The following is a 20002-nucleotide window of genomic DNA, read 5'->3' on the forward strand; positions in this document are numbered from 1 at the left end:
GCTGGGGTCGTGGCGACCGGGGCCCCTGTCACTGAGGCGCCGGCTGTCGTGGACGGCGTCGATGCGCCGCTGCTGGACGGAGTGTCGCGGCAGCGACGCGGCTCCTTCGCCGAGCGCGAGCGCGTCACCCCGCCGCCGGTTCCCCGCGGGGGGCGATACACCCCTGGCGACTGCTCCCCACCCCCTTCACCTTCGGATACGCGGCGGTCCTCGTCGTCACCTCGCTGCTCGCGGAGTACGCGGACCCCTCACTCGTACACGCGCTGCACCAGGCGTCCAGCACGGACGTCGCACACCTCGTACGGGCCCCGGTGCTGGTGCTCATCGCCAGCGCAGTGTGGATAGCGGGCGGGATGCTCGTCGCCGACCTGGTCGCGATGACGAACTGGGGGCATGTGATGTCCCTGGCCATCGGGGTCGCGGCTTGGCCGTTGGTGCGGCGGAGGGGCGCCGATGCGCGGGGGCGGTCACGGGACGGCGTCCCGCCTGGGAACCACGGCCCCGTAGCCGCCCGCGGCGGTCAGCGCGCCGAGCGACCCCTCGAAGGTGACCCGGCCTCCCGACAGCACGGTGACGTCGTCGCACGCACCCTCCACGTCCTCCATGAGATGGGTCGAGACGACGACGCAAGCGGTACGCCCCAGCCGCCGGACCAGGTCGTGGAAGTCGGCGCGCTGCCGCGGGTCGAGCCCGGCCGTCGGCTCGTCGAGCAGCAGCAGGGACGGCGAGTTGACGATCGCCTGCGCGATGCCGACGCGTTGCTTCATTCCGCCGGAGAGGGTGCGGAGCTTGGCGCCGAGGCGGTCGGTGAGTCCGACCGCCTCGGCGGCCTCCTCCACGGCGGCGGGAATCCGGCGGCCCGGCATCTCGCGCAGCCAGGCGGCGTACGAGAGGAACTCGCGGACCGTGTAGCCGCGGAACACGCCGAACTCCTGCGGCAGGTAGCCGAGTCGGCGGCGGATCTCCAGACGCTGCGCCGGGATACGGGGGTCCCGATCCAGCAGGGTCACGGTGCCCTCGGTCGTGGTGGACGCCGTGGCGAAGACGCGCAACAAGGTGGATTTCCCCGCCCCGTTGGGGCCCAGCAGGCCGTGGACGCCGGGTCCGAGGCGGAGGCCGACGCCATCCAGGATGAGGTTGCGCCGACGCCGTACGGAGAGACCGTCGGCGTGAATCGCCGGGTGCGAGGCGTTCGCGGGGCCCGCGTGGTTCGGGCGGCTCGGGGGGTTCGGAGGGTTCATCGGGTTCCTCGGGTGCCCGGGCGGCTGAAGGCGTGCCGGCGCAGCACCAGCAGTTCGGCGACCACCGTGGCCGTGACCGCCCAGATCGCCTGACGGGAGTCGCCGAGGAGATGGTTCAGCGCTTCGGTGAGCTCCCCGGCGTCGAGATTTTCCACCGCGTGTTTCTCGTTGCTGAGGTGGGCCAGCGTGGCCGCGGCCAGCAGCCAGCCGCCGCTGGTCAGCAGGGCCGCCAGCCGACTGCCGAGGTAGGAGCTGACGAGCAGGGTCGTCAGCGTGAGTGTCAGACAGGGCAACAGCCACCCGGCCGCGCTCACATCGAGCGGCGTGCCGCGTGTCGGCTGCATCCGGGACAGCGTGAAGGTGGCCACCGTGAGCAGGGGCACGCACAGCAGGAGTACCTGGCCGGTCCTGATCAGCAGCAGCCGCAGACCCCCGGCGGGCGTCGTGCGGGTCACCTCCGCGAACGGGTCGGCCCTGCCGCCGTAGCTCGCCGCCACGCACAGCAGCGGCAGCAGCGGCGCCAGCAGCAACAGTCCAGGTAGCGCTTGTGGGGACTGGTCGACGTGGGCCAGCCATGTCCCGGCCCCGCACACGGCGACGACCGCGAGCAGCCAGGGCAGGCGCAGCCCGTGCACCGCGGACAGCCACGGCGGCCGCCAGGACCACCCGCGAGGTGATCGCGCGGGCGGGTCTCCCGGCGGCGGTCCGCCCAGTCTGTCCAGCAGCGAGCCGTGCAGCGCGTCCAGGCGGGCGCCGTAAGGACCCTGCCGCACGGCGGAGTTGACGGCCTCGCCGCAGGGACGGCAGCTGCCGAGGTGGGCTTCGGCGTGCGCGAGGAGATCGACGGCGAGTTCTCCGCGCGCGTAGTCGGCCACCCAGGACGTGGGGAGGTGGCGGTCGTCGGTGCGGGGGGCCGGCCGGAGGCGGGGGAGGTCCCGGATGGGGGGTGAGTGGTCGGTCATCAGGCTGCTGCCTTCGTCGTCGGCGGGAGGTCGGGGATATGGCCGCCGCTTCGGACGGCGGAGAGGTATTCGGTGAGCCAGGCGGCGCGGGTGGGGTGGGGGAGGGCGGTCAGGCGGTCGACGAGCGGGTCCACGCGGGCGGCGGGGTAGCGGTGGTAGCCGTGGTGCTTGTTGAGGTACTTGGGCGGAAGCAGCCAGTCGGTGACCGCGTGGATGAGGTCGGTGTCCCGCGCCCGGTCGTAGAAGCCGCCCGCGCGGCAGCCGGGGTCCGCGATGTGTCGGGCGAGCTCCGTGAAGCTCTCGCCCTCGCCCACCGAGAGATCGACCCCGGCGGTCCAGTCCCCGGCTTCGTCGTCGCGAGTGCATCCGGTCCACGTCTCCGCGGTCGCCAGGAATCGTTTAGGTGCCCCATTGACGCTGGCCAGACGACCCGCGAAGTGGCGTACCACCTTGTCGAGTTGACGCCGGTAGGTCTTTCTGTCGTCGGAGAGACACGCGGCGGGAGCGTCGGCCGAGCAGCGCACGGCGATGGGGGGAGCTGACGGGAGAGTGAAGTCGCTGTCGGGCAGGGCTGTGGAGTTCGACGCGAGGGCGAGGGCGATCAGACCGGAGACGATCCACCGCCGGGCGTGGACGGCGATGGCCAGGACCGCGACGATCAGGAAAAGCGCGACGGCCGCCCAGTGCACCCAGGTGGCTGGGTGATCGGCCAGGTCGGCTGATGGGTCCTTCGGGACGCCGGGGCCGGCGTAGCGCCGTTCGGGATGCCCAAGCCAAAAGGGGGACAAGACCGCGGCCACGCCGCTGGACTCCACTCGCTCGGCCTGCAGGTTCAGCGAGGTCCACCCGAGCACGGCGACTCCGGCACAGACGAGGAGCGGTGCCGCACGCAACGGAATCAGGTCGCCCAAGACATGCGCGACGCAGACCAGGGCAACCAACAGGGCTGCCTCGTAGGCGACTTGGTAGTACGGAGGGCTTCCCCCCGTCGCACTACGCCAGGTCGCTCCCATGATGACGGCGGTCGCGACGCCGAATCCGCCGAGCGTCCACAGCAGAGACGGCGCCATGGAGAGCAGGGTGCGCGAGAGGGGTCCGCGCACGGCACACGTGTGCGTCCACCGCGTCGCCGTCCGCGCCTCCGTACCGCCCTGCCAACTGGAGGTACACAGGGTGACCGGAAGGCCAAGGAGGAAGCTCAGCGAGAGCAGCTCGCTGGTGGAGGTCCAGTCCCCCTGCCATGACTGCACGAACGACATGGCGAAGGCCGGAAAGAGCAGCGCACCCGTGAACACCGCACCGCCGACGGGCCCCACCCCACGCCTCAACCGCGTGCGCAGCACCCGGAGATGCCCCGCACCGCCGGGTGGCCGCGCCCGGCGGCCGCCCGCGTGAGCCGTCCGTCGCCTACGCGCGCGGACAAGGAACCCTTCCATCGGCGTCCCCATCCCCGGCACCTCCCTCCGGCCCCGTGTCCTCCTGCGAGAGCAGCCACTCCCGCAGCCGGGCGCAGCCTCGTGAGGCCCGCGCCTTTACCGTGCCCTCTGCCACGCCGAGCCGTTCGGCGGTCTCGCGGACGGTGAGCCGGTGCAGGTAGCGCAGCTCGATCACCTCCCGCTGCGCTTCGGGCAGCCCGGCGAGTGCGGCCGCGATGGCCGCGTACCGGGGTGAGGAGGCGAGCAGACAGTCCTCCGCCGAGGGTGCGACCGGTTCAGTCCGCTCCACCTGGGCCCGGACGCGGTCGTCCAGGGCGAGCCGTCGCCCCTGGGCGCGTTCGAGATCGATGGCCCGGCGGTGGGCGATTCGCATCAACCAGCCGGTGGCGTTGCCCTCGTGGAACCCGGAAGCGCTCTTCCAGGCGGAGAGGAACGCCTCCTGAACGGCGTCCTCCGCGGTCTGCGCCGGGAACCCGCGGTTGAGCAGATACGCGAAGACGCTCCCCGAGTGCCGGGAGAACAGTTCGGAGAACGCCTCCCTGCTGCCGTCGGCAATGGCATGGACGAGGTGGCTGTCGCAGAGAAGGTCGTCCTCCTCGGGCGACGATGGGGCGAGAGGTGGGCTGAGTGGTGGGCTGAGCGGTGGGTCGGTGCAAGACCGGCACCCGGGAAAGGTGGTCATGCGGCCTCGGTGGTCGTCGGTCGATCGGGCCGCTCGGTCACCGGGCGCGGCCGTCAATGTCATCACGCTCAGTACATCGCCTGTGGCGATGCGTGTGGTTGCATCGGCGCCAACTGCCGTACGGGGAAAGGGAGCGCGGAGGGAGTGCGGAGGGGGCATGGGCGGGTGTGCGCCCCCTACGGAGCACCTGCGCCGGGCCGCGGGCGGCGGGTGTGCGTGTTTCCGGGTGCCAAGTGGGCGTTCCTGTCCGGATGTTGCTTGCGGGAGGGGGACGGCACCTTCTGACTCGGGCGATCCCGCACCGACTTGCGCAACAGGCCGTGGTCGCACGTGAACAGTGCGCGGGTGTTGTCGAACTGCTCCCCGGTGCGCGCGACTTATTGCGACGTTCCGCGTCGCGTCGTAGACGGACGGGCGCCCCGCTCGCTTGGGCACCTGAGTCCCGGCGTACTTCGTCTCAGGGGCGTTCGCTTGCTGCGCGCCGCCCGCGTGGCGACGTACGTGAACCACGGACGGTCGTGGCTCAGCCACTCGTCGAAGTGCGGCGGATCGGTGCGCTGTGCCGGTAGTGGTCCGGCGTCAGGCGCCGCCGGTGAACTTCGCGCTGGTCAGCGTCGCCTCCACGCGCCACCCGAGGGACTCGTACAGTGCCCGCCCGTCCGGCGTTCCGGCCAGTACGCCGGTCACGGCGCCCTGCGTGACCGCCGCGTGTGTCAGCGTGCGCATGACCAGGCGGCCGAGCCCCCGCCTGCGGTGCCGCGGGGCCGTCTCGATCTGGTCGACGACCGCGGTCGCGCCCGTGGGGGCGATCTGGCCGCGCGCCGCCCAGGAGCCGTCGGGTGCGGCGAGCAGAACGCGGGTGACACCGCCGCGCGACCAGGTGCGTAGGCGGTAGCCGTCGGGGACGTGGCCTTCGGGGACGGAGGCGTGGGGGATGTGACCGTCGGAGGCGCGGCCGTCCGGAGTGGCCCGCTCGGTGGCGCCGGTGAGCCGCGCCGACATCAGATAGCCGGGCTCGGGGTCGATCCACCAGCCCTCGCCGAGCCAGGGCCGGACGGTCGACGGCTCGGCGAAGACCTTGAGCCAGACCCCGGCGCCGGTCACTCCGTCGGCGATCTTCCGGACCGTCGCCTCCTCGACCGCCTCGTTCGTCATCCCGAGAACGTGCCGCGAGACGTGCTCCGCCTGCCCCACGTCGACCGTGTATCCCCACGGTTCGACCACCGGCGGAGCCGCCCCGCGCGAGACGACCCAGCCGTCGACCCAGGCCCGTACGATCTTGTCCACCAGGACCCCCTGTAATAGCTCTATGTCACTATGGGGCCTTACTTTAGCGCCGCAGGTGGCGAGCCCGCCGGGGGAGACCACACATACGGCGTGGTCGTGGTCACGGCGTGGAAGCCCAGGCGCCGCAGGATCGGGGCGCTGTCGTCGGAGGCGTCCACGTGGAGGAAGCGGACGCCGCGGGCGGTGGCGAGGGCGGCGCGGGTGGCGACCAGGGCGCGGTAGATGCCCCGGCCCCGCCACTCGGGCAGCGTCGAGCCGCCCCACAGGCTCGCGAACTCGGTGCCCGCGCGGAAGACCAGCCAGGCCGCGGAGACCACTTCGCCGTCGGCCTCGGTGACGTAGACGGCGATCTCGTCGGGAGCGGCGTCGATCCGGCCGATCAGGTCGTCGGCGAGCCAGCTCCAGTCGTCCCCCCACACGGCCGACTCCATCGCGGCGATCCGGTACATGTCCACGTCCGCCGTGACCCGCCGCACGACGACACCCTCCGGCACGGCCGGCTGCCGTACGGCCATCTCCTCCGCGAGTCCGACGACCACCGTCTCCCGCTCCTCGGGCACGAAACCCGCGGCACGCAGTCGTTCGGTGAGGTCGGCGGGGTGATCGTGTCCCCGAGTCTTCCACTCCACGGCCTCACCGCGCCCGGCGAAGTAGTCCCGCTGCCGTGCGATCAGACGGTCGAGTTCCGCTCCGCCCACTCCGAGGTCGCGCGGCCCGCTGACGAGCCCGCGGAACTGCCCGACGATCCGCAGCAGTGGCCCGTCCTGTTCGTACGTGACTCCCGTGGGAGGGGTGGGAGGGGCGCCGCGCATCTGGTCGTCGTAGGCGGCTAGAAGGGTGTCGGTGTTCGTGTCTGTCACCGGGAAGACGCTACGGACCGTGCGGGTTGAGGCAACTGATTATCGGGGTGCGCAGCCGGAGCGCGGGGCTCCCTCAGTCCCGGTCCCCGGCCCCCACGACAGCGATCGCTGACAGCGAACATCCCCGGGGAACACCAGAGCGCTCACAAGCATTGAGTCCATGTAGCTCAACTTGCTTGTCGAGAGGAAGATCATGGCTGCCGATACGACGTCCACACCGCTCACCCTGCCCGTGCTGCCGCTCGACGACGAGGTCGTGCTGCCCGGAATGGTGGTTCCGCTGGATCTGAACGACACCGATGTACGTGCCGCGGTGGAGGCTGCTCAGGCCGCCGCCCGTTCCACGCCGGGAAAGCCGCAGGTGCTGCTGGTGCCGCGGGTCGACGGGACGTACGCGCGCACGGGTGTGCTCGGCACCGTCGAGCAGGTCGGCCGCCTTGCCGACGGCGACCCGGGTGCGCTGATCCGCGGACGTGGGCGCGTGCAGATCGGCGCCGGGACCACGGGTCCGGGAGCCGCTCTCTGGGTGGAGGGGACACGCGTTGCCGAGACCGTGCCCGAGCCGCTGCCCGGCCACGTCAATGAACTTGTCAAGGAGTACAAGGCCCTCGCCACCAGCTGGCTGCGCAAGCGCGGCGCCTGGCAGGTCGTGGACCGCGTCACGGCCATCGACGACGTTTCCGCCCTTGCCGACAACTCCGGTTACTCACCGTTCCTCTCCACCGAACAGAAGGTGGAGCTGCTGGAGACCGCCGACCCGGTCGCCCGCCTCAAGCTCGCCACCGAGCAGCTCCGCGAGCACCTCGCCGAGCAGGATGTCGCCGAGTCCATCGCCAAGGACGTACAGGAAGGCGTCGACAAGCAGCAGCGCGAGTTCCTGCTGCGCCGCCAGCTCGATGCCGTACGCAAGGAACTCCGCGACCTCAACGGGGAGGCCGGGGAGGACGAGAGCGACGACTACCGCTCCCGCGTCGAGGCCGCGGACCTTCCCGAGAACGTCCGCGAGGCCGCCCTCAAGGAGGTCGAGAAGCTGGAGCGCGCGAGCGACCAGTCGCCCGAAGGCTCCTGGATCCGGACCTGGCTCGACACCGTGCTCGAACTGCCGTGGAACGAGCGGACCGAGGACGCGTACGACATCCAGGGCGCCAAGGCGATCCTGGACGCCGAGCACGCTGGTCTGGAGGACGTGAAGGAGCGCATCACCGAGTACCTCGCCGTGCGCAAGCGCCGCTCCGAGCGCGGTCTCGGCGTGGTCGGCGGCCGCCGCGGCGGTGCCGTGCTCGCGCTCGTCGGACCTCCCGGCGTCGGCAAGACCTCGCTCGGCGAGTCCGTCGCGCACGCCATGGGGCGCAAGTTCGTACGGGTCGCCCTGGGCGGCGTACGCGACGAGGCCGAGATCCGCGGACACCGGCGTACGTACGTCGGCGCGCTGCCCGGCCGGGTCGTCCGCGCCATCAAGGAGGCCGGGTCGATGAACCCGGTCGTGCTCCTGGACGAGATCGACAAGGTCGGCTCCGACTACCGCGGTGACCCCGCGGCCGCCCTTCTCGAAGTGCTCGACCCCGCCCAGAACCACACCTTCCGCGACCACTACCTGGAGGTCGAACTCGACCTCAGCGACGTCGTCTTCCTGGCCACCGCCAACGTCCTCGAAGCCATCCCGGAGGCCCTGCTCGACCGCATGGAGCTGGTCCGCCTCGACGGCTACACCGAGGACGAGAAGGTCGTCATCGCACGCGACCACCTGCTGCCGCGTCAGCTGGAGAGGGCCGGCCTGGAGAAGGACGAGGTCACGCTCGACGAGAGCGCGCTGCGCAGGCTCGCCGGGGAGTACACCCGGGAAGCGGGCGTACGAAACCTGGAGCGCGGCATCGCCCGGCTGCTCCGCAAGGTGGCGGCGCAGCACGAACTCGGCGAGCGGAAGCTGCCGTTCACGGTGACCGAGGACGATCTGCGCTCGCTCATCGGGCGTCCGCACCACGTGCCCGAGTCCGCCCAGGACCCGGCCGAGCGGCGCACGGCGGTGCCCGGTGTCGCGACCGGGCTTGCTGTCACGGGCGCGGGCGGTGACGTCCTCTTCGTCGAGGCGTCGCTCGCCGACCCCGAGACGGGCGCGGCCGGTCTGACCCTCACCGGTCAGCTGGGTGACGTGATGAAGGAGTCGGCGCAGATCGCGCTGAGCTTCCTGCGGTCGCACGGAGCCGAACTGGAACTGCCGGTCGGCGACCTGAAGGACCGGGGCGTGCACATCCACTTCCCGGCGGGTGCCGTCCCCAAGGACGGTCCGAGCGCGGGCGTCACAATGACGACCGCCCTCGCCTCGCTGCTCAGCGGCCGGCTGGTCCGCACCGACGTGGCCATGACCGGCGAGGTCTCCCTCACCGGCCGTGTCCTGCCCATCGGCGGCGTCAAGCAGAAGCTGCTCGCCGCACACCGGGCCGGCGTCACGACGGTGATCATCCCGAAGCGCAACGAGCCCGACCTGGACGACGTCCCGGCCGAGGTCCTGGACAAGCTCGACGTCCACGCGGTGACGGACGTCCGCCAGGTGCTGGAGCTGGCGCTCGCGCCGGCGACGAACGGTGCGAGCCCGAAGGTGCCGGTGGCGGCGTGATCCCGGAGGTTCCGGTGGCGGCGTGACGGGCGCCATCGGTTGAGGAAGGCCCGGGCCCTGTGAGGGGCCCGGGCCTTCCCATGTCCGGTGTCAGCTATCCGCTGTCAGCCGTTGGCGAGCGCCACCACCCGGTCCAGCGCCCCGTTGAACTTGTTGTGGTCACCGACCGTCGGCCCCGACGACGTGTACTGCCACATCGTGTAGTAGGTCCAGCCCGCCGGCAGCGTGCCCACGGCGGTGGCGTAGCGGGCGACCCACAGCGGGTTGGCGCTCGCGAAACCGGCGTAATTGCCGGTGCACTCCGTCCACCAGCTGGTCGCCGTGTAGATCACGGCGTCCCGCCCGGTGCGCGCCTTGTACTGGGTGAGGAAGCTGCTGATCCAGCTGACCATGGCGCTCTGCGTCTTGCCGTAGCAGGAGGCCCCGTACGGGTTCCACTCGACGTCGAGCACGCCGGGCAGCGTCCTGCCGTCCTTGGACCAGCCGCCGCCGTGGTCGACGAAGTAGTTGGCCTGGGTGGCGCCGGTCGTCGTGTCGGGGGTCGCGAAGTGGTACGCGCCGCGGATCATGCCGACGTTGTACGAGCCGTTGTACTGCTGGGCGAAGTAGGGGTTCGTGTAGTACGTCCCCTCCGTCGCCTTGGCATAGGCCCACTTGACGCCGCTGCCCCACAGGGTCGCCCAGGCGACGTTGCCCTGATGGCTGCTGACGTCCACGCCTTCCGTCTGCGTGGCGTCACCGGTGGCCGGGGTGCCGCCCTGACCGTCGTGGGCGACGACGCCCATGCCCAGGTGGGCGGTGCCGCGGGCGGGGATGTCGGCGGCGTGGGCCGGGAGGGCGAGGAGGAGGGAGAAGGCGGCGAGCAGGATCCCGAGGGCGGAGAGGCGCTTCGGGGAGTGCGAGCAGCTGGTCGTTCCGGATCTGTGTCTGCGTCTGTGCGCGGGCATGTCGTGCCTCCGAGGGGATCGGTGGTGCACGGTGGTGCTCGGTGGGGGAACGCCTGCGGCATGCGCCCGCTCTGTGTGTGTGGGGGGGCAAGTCTTCAGCGACTTGCCGGTGGCGTGGCCGGCCATGCCGGGAAATTCCTGCTGTGGCATCTTCTGCTGTGGTCATGTCAGAAACTGCCTGCCATTGAAGCTACGCAGGTGGCGGACCACGCGGGAAGAGGGCCCGGACGCTGCCGTTGGTCTACGCCTGCGAAATACTGGCGGAGCTGCGGCGATAGCGCCTCTTGGCAGAAACTTTCAGGATCCGGAAACCGAGTCAGGGGTGCTGACGTGCACGAGGACCCAAACGGCGACGGACATCGTGTCGAACCCACGGCGTCCGGAAGTGGTGTGGACCAGGAATTCCCCGCACTGGAACGCGAGTTGACGGTGTTCCTGCGGCGCGCCCGGGCCTCCTCCGGCGAGATGGCCCGCGAGGTCCATCCCGACCTGGAGTCGTCCGCGTACGGCCTCCTCTTCCGCCTGGAGGAGTGCGGCAGCCAGCGCGCCACCGAACTCGCCGCCTACATCGGCGTCGGCAAGGCCACCATGTCCCGTCAACTCCGCGCCCTGGAAGACCTGGGCCTAGTCGCCCGCGAACCCGACCCCGCCGACGGCCGCGCCTGGCTCGTCCACCTCACGGAGGAGGGCCGGACGCGTTTCAGCACGGTGCGGGAGGCACGTCGGGCGCGCTATGTGCGGCAACTGGGGGGCTGGGACCCGCGGGAGGTCGCGGAACTGGCGCGGTTGCTGCATCAGCTGAACAGCGGGATGGAGAAGTAGCGGACGGACCGGCGACACGGGCCCGCACCGCTCGTCACGCGGACGCGTGGCCGACCGAGCGGTGAGGCGGCCCGGGGCGCGGACGAGTGGCGGGCTGCGCGGAGAGGCGGGACCTCTCGGCCCCTCGCGTGGAGAGGCAGTCGACCACCCGGCGAGGCGGTCCGTCTCGGCCTCTCGCGCGGACAGTAGAGGGCTGCGCGGCGAGGTGGCTCGGCTCTGCACCTCGCGCGGAGAGGCAGCCAACTACCCGGCGGGGGGGCCCGTTTCGGCCTCGCGCGCGGGCAGGTGGAGGACTGTGTGGCGAGGTGGCCCGGCTCGCCCCCTCACGCGGAGAGGCAGCCGACCACCCGCCGAGGCCCCCTCCGTAGCGCGCCACTCGGCGAAGTGCGCCCCTCGTACGACGCGGCGGCGGCAGCGGCTCACCACTCCACGAACACCACCGTCGCGTCGTCATGCGTCTTGCTCCGTCCCAGACGTACCCGCCGCTCGGCGTCCGCCGCCTCCAGGGCCCGTACGCGGTCCACCAGGGCCTGAGCCCCTTCCTTCCGTACGACGGTGAACAGGCCTGCCCAGTCCCCCTCCTGGAACTTCTCCACCCATCGGGTGGCGCCGTCGGTCAGGGCGGCCAGCGCCCGGACGGACGATCGCGGCACCACTCCCGTCACCGCACGCGACGCCACCGAGGGATCCGCGGCGGCCGTGAAGAAGCCGCCCTCCTGGTTGCGGAGGTTCGCGTCGGTGAGGGCGGCGGAGGTGAGGGTCGCGCGGGGGACGTGGGAGAGGCGGTCGTCGAGGAGTGGGGTGACGGAACCGTCGGGGGACTCGAGGAGCAGTGCCGAATCCGACAGGACCAGATGTTCGACCTCGGCGGCTGACCAGCGGGCGAGGACGACGGTTGCCTGAGGTGTACGCGGGTGAGAAAGGTCACAGGTTTCGGCGTGGGCCTCGGCGGTGCGCGAAATCGAGTGGGAAAGGATCTCCCGCAGCGTCAGATCCCGGCGGGAAAGGGACAGTTCGGTCAGTGCTCCGCCGAGGCGGGAGGAGAACCAGGCGACGGAATGCACGCAGCCGTCGCCTCCCTCGGGGGGTGTCACCCCGTCCAGGACGACCAGTGCGCCCCCCTGTCCTGAGGCGGGAAGCCCGACCGATGCGAAGTCCTCATTGGGGCGGGCCGGGTCGCCGGGCTCCGAGACGAGTTCGGTACGCATCCGGCCAGTCTGCACGAGCCCTTCACAAGGTCCACGAGAGGCTGGCATCGATTGCCGAATGGGTGCGGACCAGCAGTTCAGGCGCCGGGTTTGGCATGGAATGATCGACTCCGGTGGAGCGTGGCGGCGAATACTGCCAAAGCCCGTCGCTCACGTCCAACCGGCCCGCCGCGCAGGCGAACCGCACAGGCCAGAGGAACTTGCCCGTCAACTCCGGTCCGATGTTCACTCCTTCGGGTGGCGGGCCGGATGATGCGGGACCACTGCCCACCGGCACTGGGAGGGTCGGGAGCCGTGCCGGGCGAACGCCCCAGTTGACGGAACGTCACCCGGGCCCATGGGTACACGAGTCAGGAATGCGAGCACCGGTGCAGAAGACGCGGCCGAGGCGCACAGGCAAGCAGAAGGCCTCCAGCTCGACCGGGGGCGGCGCCGCCGGCGATGCCCCAGACTCGGCGGGCAGGGGTCGGACCGCCCACGTACGCAACCGGCTGATCGTCGCCGTTGCGGTCGTCGCGGCCGCCATCGCCGGCGCGGGCGCCCCCACGATCCTGACCGCTTCGGGTCAGCTGAACGACTCCCAGAACCTGGTGACGCTCGCGCAGCGCACCCAGCAGGCGCTGACCCTCGCGCACTCGCTGGCCGACGAGCGCGACGAGGTCACCTCGTACATCGCCGCGGGCCGGCCGAAGGCCAAGGCGCCCTCGGAACAGCGCGGCGCCCGGGTCGACCGCCAGGTCGAGGAGTTGCGGGCGGACGAGGACGCCCCCGCGGCCCTCCTCACGGACCTCGACGCGATCGCCTCGCTGCGGAGAGCAGCGCTCACAGGCAAGAGCACCGCTCTCGAAGCGCACCAGTCGTACTCCGGCGCCATCACCGAACTGCACGCCCTCGCCGAGGACCTGGCCGAACAGGTGCCGCCCCGCGCGGGCTCCGGCGCGCACTCCCTCGCCGAGCTGGACACCGCCGTCCAGCAGTCCGCAGCCGCCCGCGGACTGCTCCTCGCGGCCCTCAGCATCCCGCGCACCACCGAGACCACCACCGACCCCTACACGGGCCTGACGACCACCACCAGCGTCTCCTCGGAGGCCGACACCAAGCAGCGCGACGCGCTCAGCGCCGCCGCCCAGCAGGCCCGCCTCCGCTCGGACGCTGCTCTCGCCGGCTTCCGTGAGACGGCGCCCAAGGCCGACAAGACCTCGTACGACTCCACGGTCACGGGGCCCGACGTCACCAACGCCGACAAGTACCTCTCGGGCCTCACCGACCAGCCGACGATCTCCGACGCCGAACTCGACACCAGCACCAAGAAGCTGGACGCGGCGCTCTCCGCCCGCGTCGAGCTGATGCGCGGCGCAGAGGCGTCCCTCAACAGCCGCCGCATCAAGGACCTCGAAGCGCTGCGGGACGACGACGTCACCGCGCTGGAGATCCGCATCGCGCTCATCGGCACGCTGCTGCTCGTCGCGGTCGGTGTCTCGATGGCCATGGCGCGCAGCCTCACCCGTCCGCTGGCCGTGCTGCGGCTCGGCTCGGCCCGCCTCGCCGCCGACCCCGGCGCGCAGGAGCCGGTCAAGTTCACCGGCCGCAACGACGAGTTCGCCCAGGTCGTCCGCTCGGTGAACGCCCTGCACACGCACGCCGCATCGCTCCACGAACGGCTCACCACCCTCGAAGGCGACCGCAAACACCTCATCGGCCAGCGCCAGCTGATGGCCGACGAACGCGACAAGCTCCGCGTCGAACTCGCCGAGGCCGCCGCCCACTTGGAGCAGGCGCGCGGCAGCATCCACGGCACCTTCGTCAACCTCGCACTGCGCACCCTCGGCCTCGTCGAGCGTCAACTCGGCGTCATCGAGGGCCTGGAGGAGCGCGAGCAGGACCCCGACCGCCTCGCCACCCTCTTCAAGCTCGACCACTTCGCGACCGTCATGCGGCGCCACAGCGAGAACCTGCTCATCCTCGCGGGCGCCGAGCACGGCCAGCAGCACGCAGCACCTGTCCCGCTCGTCGACGTCGTACGCGCCGCGGTCAGCGAGATCGAGCGATACGAGCGTGTCCGCATCGCCACGCTGCCGCCGCACGCGCATCTCGCGGGGTTCGCCGCGGACGACATCTCGCACCTCGTGGCCGAACTCCTGGAGAACGCCTCGTCGTTCTCGCCGCCCGACATGGCCGTGGAGGTCTCCGGCTGGCTCCTGGAGAACGGTGAGGTGATGCTCTCCGTGCAGGACGAGGGCATCGGCATGACCACCGAGCGGATGAAGGAGCTCAACTCCCGCCTCGCGGAGTTCGATCCGGCGGACCCGTACGACCAGGAGAGCGGCGAGGGACTCGGGCTCGGCCTGTACGTGGTGGCGAGGCTCGCCCACCGGCACGGCGTACGCGTCCAGCTGCGCGAGCAGAAGCAGGGCGGCATCGCGGCCGTCGCCGTCCTCCCGGGAACCCTCCTGACCCCCGCCCCCTCCACCGCCGTACCTTCCTCCACCCCGGCCGCCGCGGCGACCCCCGCCCCCGCCCCCGCCCTCACCCTCCCCGGCGCGGACGCCGAGGCCAACTCCAACGTCCTGTACGGCCGTTCGACCCTCCCGGCGCAGCCCCCGGCCGGGGACGAGGACCCGTTCATCGCGGCGGCGGAGGAGGCGGTGCGGGGGGCTGCCGCCGGGGACGCGGACGAAGGTGCCCCGGCGCCCAGCGCACCCGAGCCGACGCCCGAGACGACGATGGAGCTCCTGGCCCCGGTACTCCCGGTATTCCCGGTGGACGAGCCGGTCGAGACCCGGGGAGAACCCTGGGCCGGGCAGGCCTCCGCTGCGGGGCCGGCGGGAACGGAGGGCGAAGCCGGACCCGCCGAGACGGCCACGCATCCCGGCTCAGCTGCCGAGGGCGGTACAGCCACAACCGGAACGGCCGTCGTGGCAGGGCCCGTTGGGGCACCCGAGGCAGCACCTGCAGTACCCACCGCATCCGCAGGACTCGTCGAGCCCGCCGCACCCTTGGTGCCCACCGCACTCGAGTTGGCCGCCGAGCCGGCCCCCGAGTCTCCGGAAGCCTCCGGGCCCCGTCCGTTCTCCGAGCCGGGGGACGCCCCCCGAACCACCCCCACCCCCGACCCCTACGCCATCGGCCCCGACGCCCACGAGCGTGTCCCGGACGTGGACGTGGACGAGTCCGAGTCCGAGCGGGTCACCGACAAGGGGCTGCCCAAGCGGACGCCGAAGATCTCCACTCCCGTGCCGGCCCCGAGGCCACGCACGGGCGGTGTGGACGCCGAGGCCCTGCGCCGCAGGCTCGGCGGGTTCCACCGGGGCGCGCAGGAGGGCCGCCGCGAGGTGGAGGCGGAGATCGCCGACCAGACCGCGGAGCTGAACGCACCCGCGCACGACGCGGGGCCGCACGCACAGGACGTAGAACCATCGGGGGGCACAGTCGAGGAGGCAAGCAGTTGACCGCGCCCAGTACCTTCGGCCTGAGCAGTGAAGCCCGTAACCTGCACTGGCTGTTGACGAACCTCGTCGAGGAGGTGCCCGGCATCCTCTCGGTGGCGGTCGTCTCCTCCGACGGTCTGCTGCTGCTCTCCTCCGACCCCGGGAGGAACGCGGAGGCCCGGGAGGCGAGGGGGGAACGCCCCACTGGCCCCAAGGGGTCCGCCGCCGACCTGGCCACGATCGTCTCCGGCATCGGGAGCCTCACCATCGGCGCCGCCAAGCTGATGGACGGCGGCGCCGTCAAGCAGACGATGGTGGCGATGGACGAGGGCAGCCTCTTCGTCATGTCGATCAGCGACGGCTCGCTGCTCGGTGTGCACGGCTCCCCGGACTGCGACATGAGCGTGGTGGCGTACCACATGGCGCTCTTCGTGGGCCGCGCAGGCCACGCCCTGACCCCCGAACTCCGCATCGAACTCCGAAAGTCCCTGGAGAGCGAGACCGCGACCGAGTCGACGGGGAGCGCCCGATGAGCAGCGCACCAAAGCTCCCGGTCCGCGGCGGCGACCGCAAACCCGCGCGCGTACGCCCCTACTCGCTCACCGGAGGCCGTACCCGCTTCGGACACGTGCTGCTCGTGGAGACGTTCGTCGCGGCGCTCGAAGCCCCGGAGGAACGCCGGGAGTTGACCAATGGCTCGCTCGGAACCCGGGTGATGCCGGAGATGCGGGCGATCGTCGAACTCTGCCGCCGGATGCGTACGGTGGCTGAGGTCGCCGCCCTCCTCAGGATGCCGCTCGGCGTGGTCCGCGTGCTCCTGAGCGACCTGGCGGACCAGGGAAAGATCCGTGTGTACGGAACCGGTCACGGCCCGGGACAGCCGGACCGCGCTCTGCTGGAAAGGGTGCTGAGTGGACTCCGTCGTCTCTGAGGGCGCACCAAGAACCGCCTTCCCCAACGCAGTTCCCGCACAACCGCAACCGCAACCGCAACCGTCACCGCCACCGCTCCCCGAGGCCGACGAGAACCTCCAGGCCTGGCAGACGGACCGCACCCGCGCCCCGATCGCGACGAAGATCGTGGTGGCGGGCGGCTTCGGAGCGGGCAAGACCACACTCGTCACCGCGGTCTCCGAGATTACGCCCCTCCAGACGGAGGCGCTGATGACGCAGGCCAGCGCGGAGACGGACGACCTGACCGCGACGCCGGAGAAGCTGACCACGACCGTGGCCATGGACTTCGGCCGCATCACGCTCGACGACGACCTGGTCCTGTACCTCTTCGGCACCCCGGGCCAGCAGAGGTTCTGGTTCATGTGGGACGACCTGGTGCGCGGCGCGATCGGCGCGGTGGTCCTGGCCGACACCCGCCGCCTCAAGGACTGCTTCCCGGCGCTCGACTACTTCGAGAGCTGCGGACTGCCGTACGTCGTCGCGGTCAACCACTTCGACGGCAGCGAGCGGTACGAGCCGGAGGACGTGCGCGAGGCCCTCACGGTGCCTCCGCACATACCTGTCATGATCATGGACGCGCGTCGGCGGATCTTGGTCGTCGAGACCCTCCTCGCCCTGGTCGGCCACGCGCTCGAAGTCAGCCCCGAGTAGGAGACAGCACCCGCATGCGGAAGATACTCGTCGTCGGAGCCGGCCAGTCCGGACTCCAGCTCGCCCTCGGCCTCCAGTCGCAGGGGTACGAGGTCACCCTGATGTCGAACCGGACGGCGGACGAGATCCGCTCCGGCCGTGTCATGTCGACGCAGTGCATGTTCGACACGGCACTCCAGCACGAGCGCGACCTCCAGCTGAACTTCTGGGAGTCCCAGGCCCCGAAGATCGAAGGACTCGGCGTCTCGGTGGCCGTCCCCGGCTCCTTCGACCCGGGCCCCTCGCAGCGTGCGATCGACTGGGTCGGCAAGCTCGACGGGTACGCGCAGTCGGTGGACCAGCGCGTGAAGATGGCCGGCTGGATGGAGACGTTCGCGCAGCGCGGCGGCCAGCTCGTCATCCACGGCGCGGCGGTCTCCGACCTCGACTACTTCGCCCGTACGTACGACCTGGTCCTGGTGTCCGCGGGCAAGGGCGAGCTGGTGTCCATGTTCGGCCGGGACGCCTCCCGTTCCCCGTACGCGGAGCCGCAGCGCGCGCTCGCCGTCTCCTACGTCCACGGACTGGGCCCGCGTCCGGAGCACCCGGACTACGACGCGGTCCGCTGCAACCTGGTCCCCGGCGTCGGCGAACTCTTCGTCATGCCGACCCTCACCACCTCAGGCCGCGCCGACATCCTCTTCTGGGAGGGCATACCCGGCGGCCCGCTGGACGTCTTCAAGGGCGTCAAGGACCCGGCCGAACACCTCTCCCTGACCCTGGAACTCATGGAGCGGTTCACGCCGTGGGAGCACGCGCGGGCCACCAAGGTCGAACTCACCGACGCCCAGGGCACGTTGTCGGGGCGCTACGCGCCCACTGTCCGCAACCCGGTCGGCCGTCTCCCCGGCGGCGGCCTGGTCCTGGGCGTCGCCGACGTGGTCGTCGCGAACGACCCGATCACCGGCCAGGGCTCCAACTCCGCCTCCAAGTGCGCCGCGGCATACCTCGCCTCGATCGTCGAGCACGGTGAGAAGGAGTTCGACGAGACCTGGATGCGGGCGACGTTCGACCGCTACTGGGACACCGCCCAGCACGTCACGAAGTGGACGAACGCGATGCTTGGCGTTCCGCCGGAGCACGTCCTGAACCTGATCGGTGCCGCGGGTCAACTGCCGCCGGTCGCCGATCGCTTCGCGAACGGCTTCGACGACCCCAGCGACTTCGAGAACTTCTTCTATGAGCCCGAGAAGACAGGGGCGTACCTCGCCTCGGTCACCGGAGCCTGAGCGATCTCCCCGGGTGCGGGTGGGCTGTGGCTGGTCGCGCAGTTCCCCGCGCCCCTAAAGGGGCGCCCCTGCCCGCGCCGACTTACAACGTGCTCTTGCTGTAGCCCTCGTCCGCACCCTCCATTGCCCCCTCGGGAAGCTTCGGCGGGGTGTAGTGGCCCTCGGGCAGGGGGGAACCCGGGTCCGGGCGCACCGCCCCCAACACCGGATTGGCGGCAATGGGCGAGACCTTGATCTTCGTCCCGGGCCGGGGGGCCTGCACCACGACCCCGTCCCCCAGATACAGGGCGACGTGGGTGGCTTCGGGGAAGTAGACGACCAGATCCCCCGGGCGCAGGTCGCTCAGTGGGATGCGCGGCAGCTGGGCCCACTGCTCCTGACTGGTCCGGGGGATGGGCCGACCGGCATGCTCCCAGGCCTGTGACGTGAGGCCCGAGCAGTCGTACGTGGCCGGCCCCTCCGCTCCCCACTCGTACGGCTTGCCGACCTGCTCGACGGCGTACCGCAGCGCCTCCTCGCCCTCCTGCGAGGGCCGTCGCTCACCGCTCAGCGCACCCGAGGCCATGAACTTCTTCTGGGCCTCGGCCTCCCCCGACTTCTCGAACTCGGCCAGCTCCGCGAGCTGATCGACGGTCAGCGAGGCAAGCAGCTCCTCGACCTCCTTCAGTCTCCCGCGTACCTCGTCCCGCTCCTTCTTCTGCCGTGCTGCGAGGGTGAGTTGACCGTCCAGGGCCTTCCGCGCGTCCCGTGCCAGCGTGTCCGTCCGCTTCTCGTTGCCGACCAGCCGGTCCACGGTCTTGGCCCGCTCGCGCGACAGCTGCATGACCACATGCCCCTGGTCGAGCGCGTGCTGCGGATCGCGGGCGAGCAGCAGCCGTACGTATGGGGAGATCTCACTCCTGCCCTGGTACTGCTGCCGGGCAAGCCGCCCAGCGGCCCCGCGGCTGTCGTGCAGGGAGAGGCGTGCCTTGGCCAGCCGAGCGTCGGTCACCGCGACCTCGGCCCGCTTCTTCTTCAGCTGCTCCTCGGTCGCGTTGGACGCCTCGGTGGCCTGCTCGGCCTCCCGGTAAAGCCGCTGAAGGTCCGTCAGCAACTCGGCGACGGACCGGGAGCCGGGCTCCGAGGGTGCCGGAACGGCAGCGGCGGGCGGCGAGATCCCCCACACCACCCCCGCAGTCACCACAGTCACGGCCGCCGTACAGCCCAGACGCAGAAGCCTTCCTGACACGTCATCACCTCCGGTACGGGGGTGGCCCGTCCACCTCTCACCGGCAGGATCGGGCGCGCGCATCCCGGGCGCGCGCCGGGTGGTCGGTTCGGCCGAAGAAGGTCACTCGTCGGCGTTGGTCCCCGGCGTGGCGTCCGGCTTGCCACCGCTTTTGGACCAGGGCCACTTGAGCCCGCGCCCCACCGGCCCCTCGGGGTCGTACTCGTACCGCCACCCCTGATGCAGCCCGAGCCGTCTGCTCTGCCCGGCCTGCACCCGCCGGTAGACGAGCACGGTGGGCGGCCCCCCGCCCGAGTCCGGAACGGGAACCCGGTAAATCTTCGGCGGATGCCCGGTGGCCCCGAGCAGCACAGGCAGCACCCGCCCGTCCAGAGGCCCACCGACAAAGGGAGTGTCTTCGCTCTTCACCGCCCCA

General features: G+C 71.3%; 17 protein-coding genes and 1 pseudogene. 8 read left to right on the forward strand and 10 right to left on the reverse strand.

The genetic code is table 11. The annotated features are described in order from the left end of the window. Positions 1-161: 161 nt before the first annotated feature. Positions 162-443 (forward strand): annotated as a pseudogene (locus OG219_RS32415) (rhomboid-like protein); the annotation flags it as partial. 24 nt (positions 444-467) lie between these two features. On the opposite strand, the gene OG219_RS32420 reads toward OG219_RS32415, so the two are convergent. The 6 genes from OG219_RS32420 to OG219_RS32445 all read right to left on the reverse strand — a co-directional run bounded on the left by OG219_RS32420 (position 468) and on the right by OG219_RS32445 (position 6420). Then, positions 468-1241 carry an ATP-binding cassette domain-containing protein gene (locus OG219_RS32420; RefSeq protein WP_266832500.1) on the reverse strand — a complete coding sequence of 258 codons (774 nt, stop codon included), beginning with the start codon at positions 1239-1241 and terminating at the stop codon, positions 468-470. Then, positions 1238-2203 carry a zf-HC2 domain-containing protein gene (locus OG219_RS32425; protein ID WP_266832502.1) on the reverse strand — a complete coding sequence of 322 codons (966 nt, stop codon included), beginning with the start codon at positions 2201-2203 and terminating at the stop codon, positions 1238-1240. The genes OG219_RS32420 and OG219_RS32425 overlap by 4 nt, the downstream gene beginning before the upstream one ends. After that, on the reverse strand, positions 2203-3639 hold the full coding sequence (locus tag OG219_RS32430; protein ID WP_266832504.1) for a hypothetical protein: 1437 nt from the start codon (positions 3637-3639) through the stop codon (positions 2203-2205). Before OG219_RS32430 ends, OG219_RS32425 begins: the two co-directional genes overlap by 1 nt. After that, entirely contained in the window at positions 3611-4321 is a 711-nt protein-coding gene (locus tag OG219_RS32435) for an RNA polymerase sigma factor (RefSeq protein WP_266832506.1), read from the reverse strand. Before OG219_RS32435 ends, OG219_RS32430 begins: the two co-directional genes overlap by 29 nt. 579 nt (positions 4322-4900) lie before the next feature. Next, positions 4901-5608 carry a GNAT family N-acetyltransferase gene (locus tag OG219_RS32440; RefSeq protein ID WP_266832508.1) on the reverse strand — a complete coding sequence of 236 codons (708 nt, stop codon included), beginning with the start codon at positions 5606-5608 and terminating at the stop codon, positions 4901-4903. 38 nt (positions 5609-5646) lie between these two features. Then, entirely contained in the window at positions 5647-6420 is a 774-nt protein-coding gene (locus OG219_RS32445; RefSeq protein ID WP_266836308.1) for a GNAT family N-acetyltransferase, read from the reverse strand. A gap of 241 nt (positions 6421-6661) precedes the next feature. Between OG219_RS32445 and lon the strand changes: the two genes are divergently transcribed. Further along, on the forward strand, positions 6662-9082 hold the full coding sequence (gene lon / locus OG219_RS32450; protein ID WP_266832510.1) for an endopeptidase La: 2421 nt from the start codon (positions 6662-6664) through the stop codon (positions 9080-9082). 104 nt (positions 9083-9186) lie between these two features. Here the strand turns inward: lon and OG219_RS32455 are convergent, their stop codons facing one another. Beyond that, positions 9187-10029 (reverse strand): lysozyme, encoded by an 843-nt coding sequence (locus OG219_RS32455; protein ID WP_266832512.1) that lies wholly within the window; start codon positions 10027-10029, stop codon positions 9187-9189. Between the two features lie 330 nt (positions 10030-10359). Between OG219_RS32455 and OG219_RS32460 the strand changes: the two genes are divergently transcribed. Continuing rightward, positions 10360-10851, forward strand: a complete 492-nt coding sequence (locus tag OG219_RS32460) for a MarR family winged helix-turn-helix transcriptional regulator (RefSeq protein WP_266832514.1) — start codon at positions 10360-10362, stop codon at positions 10849-10851. 419 nt (positions 10852-11270) lie between these two features. Here the strand turns inward: OG219_RS32460 and OG219_RS32465 are convergent, their stop codons facing one another. After that, positions 11271-12059 carry a protein phosphatase 2C domain-containing protein gene (locus OG219_RS32465; RefSeq protein ID WP_266832516.1) on the reverse strand — a complete coding sequence of 263 codons (789 nt, stop codon included), beginning with the start codon at positions 12057-12059 and terminating at the stop codon, positions 11271-11273. Between the two features lie 368 nt (positions 12060-12427). On the opposite strand from OG219_RS32465, the gene OG219_RS32470 reads away from it, so the two are divergent. The 5 genes from OG219_RS32470 to OG219_RS32490 are packed head-to-tail and all read left to right on the forward strand — an operon-like array spanning position 12428 to position 18359. Next, positions 12428-15508, forward strand: a complete 3081-nt coding sequence (locus tag OG219_RS32470) for a nitrate- and nitrite sensing domain-containing protein (protein ID WP_266832518.1) — start codon at positions 12428-12430, stop codon at positions 15506-15508. Then, the gene (locus tag OG219_RS32475) at positions 15505-16020 is read left to right on the forward strand and encodes a roadblock/LC7 domain-containing protein (protein WP_266832520.1); all 516 of its coding nucleotides are present in this window, start codon (positions 15505-15507) and stop codon (positions 16018-16020) included. The genes OG219_RS32470 and OG219_RS32475 overlap by 4 nt, the downstream gene beginning before the upstream one ends. Next, positions 16017-16418 carry a DUF742 domain-containing protein gene (locus OG219_RS32480; RefSeq protein ID WP_266832522.1) on the forward strand — a complete coding sequence of 134 codons (402 nt, stop codon included), beginning with the start codon at positions 16017-16019 and terminating at the stop codon, positions 16416-16418. Before OG219_RS32475 ends, OG219_RS32480 begins: the two co-directional genes overlap by 4 nt. After that, positions 16399-17091, forward strand: a complete 693-nt coding sequence (locus OG219_RS32485; RefSeq protein ID WP_266832524.1) for an ATP/GTP-binding protein — start codon at positions 16399-16401, stop codon at positions 17089-17091. Before OG219_RS32480 ends, OG219_RS32485 begins: the two co-directional genes overlap by 20 nt. Before the next feature lie 14 nt (positions 17092-17105). Beyond that, on the forward strand, positions 17106-18359 hold the full coding sequence (locus OG219_RS32490) for a styrene monooxygenase/indole monooxygenase family protein (RefSeq protein WP_266832526.1): 1254 nt from the start codon (positions 17106-17108) through the stop codon (positions 18357-18359). An 82-nt stretch (positions 18360-18441) separates the two neighbouring features. Here OG219_RS32490 and OG219_RS32495 read toward each other — a convergent pair whose 3' ends face one another. Beyond that, complete coding sequence (locus tag OG219_RS32495) at positions 18442-19587, reverse strand: NlpC/P60 family protein (RefSeq protein WP_266832528.1); 1146 nt, start codon at positions 19585-19587, stop codon at positions 18442-18444. A 102-nt stretch (positions 19588-19689) separates the two neighbouring features. Beyond that, on the reverse strand, positions 19690-19995 hold the full coding sequence (locus tag OG219_RS32500) for a hypothetical protein (RefSeq protein WP_266832530.1): 306 nt from the start codon (positions 19993-19995) through the stop codon (positions 19690-19692). Between the last annotated feature and the right edge of the window lie 7 nt (positions 19996-20002).

The organism is Streptomyces sp. NBC_00038 (assembly GCF_026343635.1).
GTDB lineage: Bacteria > Actinomycetota > Actinomycetes > Streptomycetales > Streptomycetaceae > Streptomyces.